The sequence below is a fragment of the Stenotrophomonas sp. 2YAF22 genome, from assembly GCF_052114665.1.
In the GTDB taxonomy this organism is placed as follows: Bacteria; Pseudomonadota; Gammaproteobacteria; order Xanthomonadales; family Xanthomonadaceae; genus Stenotrophomonas; species Stenotrophomonas indicatrix.
This window is the reverse complement of record NZ_JBFRFE010000240.1, coordinates 1-5735: the sequence shown is the minus strand read 5'-3', so window position 1 is coordinate 5735 and position 5735 is coordinate 1. Positions and strand designations below refer to the sequence as shown.

Below are 5735 nucleotides of genomic sequence, written 5' to 3'. Positions count from 1 at the left end.
CTGCTGGTGGGCGGCCCGACGCCGCTGGCGCCGTGGGACGAAACCGCGATGGTGCATGTGTTCCAGGCGTTGGCCGAACAGATCCGCAGCGAGGGCGGCAGCCTGCTGGCGACGACGTCGCGGCGCACGCCGCCAGCATTGGCCGAGATCCTGCGCGCGAAGTTCGCCGATCTGCCGCATGTGATCTGGGGCGATGGCGGCGATGGCGTGAACCCGTATGCCGGCCTGCTCGGCTGGGCCAACCGGGTGGTGGTGTCGCCCGATTCGGTGAACCTGTTGTCCGAGGCCAGCGCCACCCGCATGCCGGTGATGGTGGCCCTGGCCGATACCGCACAGGGACGGTTGGCGCGCTTCCAGCAGCAGCTGCGCGAACGCGGGCGCCTGCAGCCGCGTTGGCTGGACTGGCAGTACGACCGCATCGAACCGCTGCGCGAAACCACGCGGATTGCCGCCGAGGTCAAAGCGCGCCTGACATCACGGTAGTGCCGGCCGCTGGCCGGCAACCAGGTGCACGTGGCCGAAGATCATGGGGTTGCCGGCCAGCGGCCGGTACGACCCTCTCCAGCACTTTTTGAACATTTCGATCCCGCTGCGCGGTTAGAGTCCAGCCTCCCCCTCGGACTGGACGTCCCCATGCGTACCCTGCTTCTGCTTCCGCTGGCCCTGCTGGCCGCCTGCTCCACCACCCCTACCGAACTGGACCCGCTGTCGCACGCCTGCCAGCAGCAGCTGGATGCGTACCGCGAGCAGCCGGCGCTGCGCAATCCGCGCAACGAGCGCCCGCCGTTGCCGATCGCGCCAATCAGCGATACCTGCGACAAGGAACTGCGGCGCAAGGGCGTGGAGCGCTGATTCCAGCGATGCGGGTATGATCGGCGCGCGGGCCTGCCCGCGTCTGGAGCGGTATACATGGAACGTCTGCATCGCCTGCGCTGTGCCTTGCTGCTGTCGATGGGCCTGCTGGCCACCGCGCCGGCATGGGCCGACAGCGGCACCTGCCGCGAGCGCTACCCCAGCGTAGCCGCGCAGGCGGCGATGTTCGATGTGGCGTGGACCACGGCTGAGCGCCTGGATGCGCTGCCCGACGTGGACGTGGTGATCGCCGCGCGTGGCGGCCAGGACCTGAGCCGCTACGGCCTGCGCCACAGCCACCTGGCCTTCCTGCTGCGCGAGGACGACGGCCGCTGGCGCGCGATGCACCTGCTCAACCGCTGCAAGACCGACAGTTCGCAGCTGTACCGCGAGGGCCTGGGCAATTTCGTCGGTGAAAGCGGCACCCATACCGATCTGCGCATCGGCGTGCCGCCCCCTGCGTTGCAGGCTGCACTGAAGCGGATGCTGGCTGCGCCGGCGATCCAGCCCAAGGCGCTGCACGAATCGAACTACAACGTGGTGGCCTATCCGTTCGCCACCGACTTCCAGAATTCCAACCAATGGATCCTGGAAGTGCTGGCCGCAGCGATGGCGCAGGCCGAAGGTGGCCCGGTCATCGTCAAGCGCGAACAGGCACAGCAATGGCTGCGCGCGCAGAAGTACCAGCCCAGCGTGCTGCATATCGGCCTGGGCAAGCGCGTGGGTGCGCGCTTGTTCGTGGCCAACGCCACCACCACCGACCATCCGGCCAGCGAACGCATTTCCGGCAATTACTCGGTGGTGACGGTGGAATCGGTATTCGACTTCCTGCACCAGCGCAGCCAGCTGCAGCAGGAACTGACCATTGCGCATGCGACGGCCGACACTGCCGCCGCTGCGCCCTGACCTGGCAAGGAGAAGATGATGCGCAACCTGCAGTTTTCCGCGTTGGCCGTGCTTCTGTGCGGCAGCCTGTTGTCTGCAGCGCCAGCACATGCCGAGCGCCGCATCGTGATCATCCAGAACAGCGTGCCCGAGGGGCCGAGCCTGGAGATGTCCGCGCCGATGGTGGCGGCTGCGCAAGCAGCGGCGGCCAAGGAAGCCGAAGATGCCGGCGTGCCTGCAGGCCGGGGCGCGGTGAAGCTGCCGCAGATGCAGGTCAGCGCCATCTCCACCACCGTTGATGGCCGCCGCGAGGTGCTGCTGCAGGACGCCAGCAACCCGCAGAACACCGCGTCCATGCAATGGCCCAAGCGCCCCGGTGACCCGGCCGTGCAGTTCAACGTAGGCCAGACCGTGAACTTCCAACCCACCGGATCGGGCAACGGCTGGCAGGTGAGCGACAACCAAGGCCGGCCGCTGGAGTACCTGCCCGAGGCCACCGGCCCACGCGACATTTTCGATACGCAGCGCTGAGCCGCTGCCTTCATCCTGACCAGGAGGTCACCATGCTTCGTTCCCTGCGCGCCCCCGCCGCCGCCCTGCTGCTCTCGGCCCTGACGGTGCCGACCGTGCACGCTGGTGCCGCCCCGCACATCAACAGCGGCCAGGCCAGCGTGCTGGTCACTTCGCTGATCGTGGTGTCGGTTCCACTGGCCACCTCGATGGGCCTGGCCGCACTGTCCAAGGCGCCGTTCAAGGCCAGCGAGCGCAATGGCCGGGTGGCCGAGCGCACTCCGGCAGTGCCGCTGCCGCCGATGGAAGTGAAGCAGGTGGCGACCACCGCCGCTGGCGAGCGCCAGGTGCAGCTGCAGGTGCCGGACAAGGCCGACCAGACCGCCACCCTGCAGTGGCCGGCGATCGAGGGCGAAGACCCGGTGGCCGGTTTCGTGGTCGGCCAGCAGGTGCGCTTCGACCCGACCGATGCCGGTGCCGGCTGGACAGTGAAGAACAGTGACGGCAAGGCCCTGGCCTATGTGCCAACCGCCTATGCCGCCGGCGACGCGCTGAGCGAGCAGCTGTAAAACTGAACGGCCGTTTTTGGCTTTGCGGCGGGCCGGGCGGATAATGGGCGATCCCCTTTGTCCCCTGGCTCGCCATGTCCGTGCGTCCTGCGCCTGTTTTTGCCCCGTTGACCGCCCGCGCCCTGGTGCTGGCGGTGCTGGCCATGGGCGCGGTGGTGCTGCTGTCCAACGTGCTGGTGCAGTACCCGATCAATGACTGGCTGACCTGGGGTGCTTTCAGCTACCCGGTGGCCTTTCTGGTCAGCAACCTGATCAACCGCCGCTTCGGCCCGGGCCCGGCCCGCCGCGTGGCGTGGATCGGGTTTGCGGTGGCGGTGCTGCTGTCGGTGTGGGTGGCCACACCGCGCATTGCGATCGCCTCGTGCTCGGCCTTCATCGTGGCCCAGTTGCTGGACATCACCGTATTCGATCGCCTGCGCCGCGGCAGCTGGTGGCGCGCACCGATGGTGGCCACCACCTGCAGCGCCACGGTGGATACCACGATCTTCTGGTCGATCGCCTTCGCCGGTTCCACCCTGCCGTGGGTGAGCTGGGCGGCGGGCGACCTGGCGGTGAAGCTGGCAATCGGCGTGTGCCTGCTGGCCCCATTCCGCGCGCTGCTGTGGAAGATGGCGCCGCTGCGTACAGCGGGCTGACCGCCTCACCGGTGGGTGCCGACCGTTGGTCGGCACGCTYCTTCAGGGTTCATCGCAGCTGAGAGATTGTGCCGACCAACGGTCGGCACCTACCAATGAAAAGCCATCGCCGGGCCCTTGATCCGGTAGCTGCCAACCTTGGTTGGCGCGCTCCTTGAACCCGGTGGGTGCCGACCGTTGGTCGGCGCGCTCCTTCAGGGTTCATCGCAGCTGAGAGATTGTGCCGACCAACGGTCGGCACCTACCAATGAAAAGCCATCGCCAGACCATTGGTCCGGTAGCTGCCAACCTTGGTTGGCACACTCCYTGAACCCGGTGGGTGCCGACCGTTGGTCGGCGCGCTCCTTCAAGGTTCATCGCAGCTGAGAGATTGTGCCGACCAACGGTCGGCACCTACCAATGAAAAGCCTTCGCCAGACCATTGATCTGGTGGGTGCCAACGATCGGCACCCACCCAAAGCTGYTACCGCCATTGCAGGCGGTCAGGCGAACGGTAGCTCCGCGGCGATGCACGCGGCGCGGATCGCCGCACACGCCTCTTCGATGGCCGGCGTGGTCGGTGCCAAGCGCGGCCGGCGATCCAGCGTGCAGGCCAGCCCGACCTCCAGCAGTGTGGCATGCGCGCCATGCAGCGCCTGTGCGGTGGCTTCGGGCAGGAACTCCGCCGCCGCCAGCGCGTCGATCAATGCAGGCGTGGCACGCGGCTGCAGCAATGCAGGGGTTTGCGCACTGCATGCCAGCACGCCGGTCTGCAGCAGGAACTCCAGGTCGACCACGCCGCCTGCACCCTGCTTCAGGTCGAGCCGCGCGGCATCGCTGCGGTCCAGTTCGGTGCGCATGCGCCCGCGCATCTTCACCACATCGGCATACAGCGTTGCGCGATCACGTTCGCGGCCCAGGGTCTGCGCACGTACCTGTTCGAAATCCTGCAGCAGGCTGGCATCGCCGGCCACGCCGCGTGCGCGCACCAGCGCCTGGTGCTCCCAGGTCCATGCGCGATCGCGCTGGTACTCGGTGTAGCTGGCCAGCGAAGACACCAGCGAGCCCTTGCCACCATCCGGACGCAGGCGCACGTCGATGTCGTACAGGCGGCCGGCGGCGGTGACCGCAGCCAGCAGCGCCATCACCTTCTGGGCCAGGCGCGCATACCAGCGGCCTGGTTCCAGCGGGCGCGCGCCGTCACTGGCTTCCACGCCCGGCGGGTGATCGTGCAGGAACACCAGGTCCAGATCCGAGCCGAAACCCAGCTCCAGGCCGCCCAGGCTGCCGTAACCGATGATCGCGAAGCGGCCGCCGGCGATAGCGCCGTGCGCGGCGTGCATATCGGCCTCGGCCATCGCCAACACCGTGATGACTACCGCCTGCGCCAGTTCGGCCAGTTGCCGGGTGCTGTCGACCGCGCCCTGGCGGCCATCCAGCGTGGCCATGGCCATGCGGAAGCTCAGCGCCAGGCGTGTTTCATTGAGCCAGCGCAGCTGTGATTCGGGATCTTCCACCGGCAGCACCTGCCGGCATTCGGCCAGCATGTCGGCGGCATCGGGCATCGGCCCGGACACGCGTACGTCCAACAGTTCATCCAGCAGCAGCGGATACGCGGCCAGGCGTTCGGCCAGCAGCGCGCTGCGTGCCAGCACGTCGACCAGTCGCGCAAGCGCGCTGGGCTGTTCGTCCAGCAGCGCCAGGTAGCTGGTACGGCGCAGCACTGCCTGCAGCAGGCCGAGCACGCGCTTGAGTGCGGCATCGGGCTGCGGTGAACGGGTGGCGGCGTGCAGCAGTGCCGGCAGTACGCGGTCCAGGCGCGCGCGCGCGGCATCGGACAGCGACTTCACGCCCGTGCCCTGGGCGAAATCGCGCAGTGACTGATCGGCGCCATTGGCATCGAGGAAACCGGCCTCGGCCAGCAGCGGCGCGTTGCTGCCTTCGGGCAGGCTGCGCCAGTAATTGGCCAGCGCATCCGGCGCTGCCTGGCCCTTGCGTGGTGCCAGCAGCGCACCGAACTCGGTACTGACACGCTGCTGCTGCACACGCAGTGCGTCGCGCAGCGCATCCCAATCGGCATAGCCCAGGCCGACGGCAATCCGCTCGCGATCCAGCGCATCGCTGGGCAGCACATGGGTCTGCGCATCGCGCAGCATCTGCAGGCGGTTTTCCAGCCGGCGCAGGAACAGATAGGCCTCGCGCAGTGCGGCGCCATCATCGCGGGCGATCTGCCCGGCAGCGACCAGTGCATCCAGCGCGACCAGCAATCGCCGCTCACGCAGCACCGGCTCGCGGCCACCGCGAA

The 5735-nt window shown here is 68.2% G+C and carries 7 protein-coding genes; 6 read left to right on the top strand and 1 reads right to left on the bottom strand.

Annotation, left to right across the window (positions count from 1 at the left end; all coding sequences use genetic code 11):
- The 6 genes from AB4Y84_RS11165 to AB4Y84_RS11140 form a co-directional block, all read left to right on the top strand.
- Positions 1 to 483 (top strand): ELM1/GtrOC1 family putative glycosyltransferase (locus AB4Y84_RS11165; RefSeq protein WP_442250135.1); only part of this gene is annotated, 483 nt, incomplete at its 5' end.
- Between the two features lie 150 nt (positions 484 to 633).
- Positions 634 to 852 carry a hypothetical protein gene (locus AB4Y84_RS11160; RefSeq protein WP_100460003.1) on the top strand — a complete coding sequence of 73 codons (219 nt, stop codon included), beginning with the start codon at positions 634 to 636 and terminating at the stop codon, positions 850 to 852.
- Positions 853 to 909: 57 nt separating this feature from the next.
- A complete protein-coding gene (locus tag AB4Y84_RS11155; RefSeq protein ID WP_263934915.1) occupies positions 910 to 1758 on the top strand; it encodes a DUF2145 domain-containing protein in 849 nt (282 codons plus the stop codon).
- A gap of 18 nt (positions 1759 to 1776) precedes the next feature.
- Complete coding sequence (locus AB4Y84_RS11150; RefSeq protein ID WP_312110527.1) at positions 1777 to 2268, top strand: hypothetical protein; 492 nt, start codon at positions 1777 to 1779, stop codon at positions 2266 to 2268.
- 32 nt (positions 2269 to 2300) lie between these two features.
- Positions 2301 to 2816, top strand: coding sequence for a hypothetical protein (locus tag AB4Y84_RS11145; protein WP_025878222.1), 516 nt, complete (start codon positions 2301 to 2303; stop codon positions 2814 to 2816).
- Positions 2817 to 2890: 74 nt separating this feature from the next.
- Positions 2891 to 3451, top strand: a complete 561-nt coding sequence (locus AB4Y84_RS11140; protein ID WP_025878224.1) for a queuosine precursor transporter — start codon at positions 2891 to 2893, stop codon at positions 3449 to 3451.
- A gap of 482 nt (positions 3452 to 3933) precedes the next feature.
- On the opposite strand, the gene glnE is transcribed toward AB4Y84_RS11140, so the two are convergent.
- Positions 3934 to 5735, bottom strand: a 1802-nt coding sequence (glnE, locus tag AB4Y84_RS11135; protein WP_442250134.1) for a bifunctional [glutamate--ammonia ligase]-adenylyl-L-tyrosine phosphorylase/[glutamate--ammonia-ligase] adenylyltransferase, incomplete at its 5' end; no start/stop codon positions are given.

Coding starts and splice junctions, on each gene's coding strand:
- AB4Y84_RS11145 (WP_025878222.1), top strand. CDS start 2,301: ATGCTTCGTTCCCTGCGCGCCCCCGCCGCCGCCCTGCTGCTCTCGGCC.
- AB4Y84_RS11150 (WP_312110527.1), top strand. CDS start 1,777: ATGCGCAACCTGCAGTTTTCCGCGTTGGCCGTGCTTCTGTGCGGCAGC.
- AB4Y84_RS11155 (WP_263934915.1), top strand. CDS start 910: ATGGAACGTCTGCATCGCCTGCGCTGTGCCTTGCTGCTGTCGATGGGC.
- AB4Y84_RS11140 (WP_025878224.1), top strand. CDS start 2,891: ATGTCCGTGCGTCCTGCGCCTGTTTTTGCCCCGTTGACCGCCCGCGCC.
- AB4Y84_RS11160 (WP_100460003.1), top strand. CDS start 634: ATGCGTACCCTGCTTCTGCTTCCGCTGGCCCTGCTGGCCGCCTGCTCC.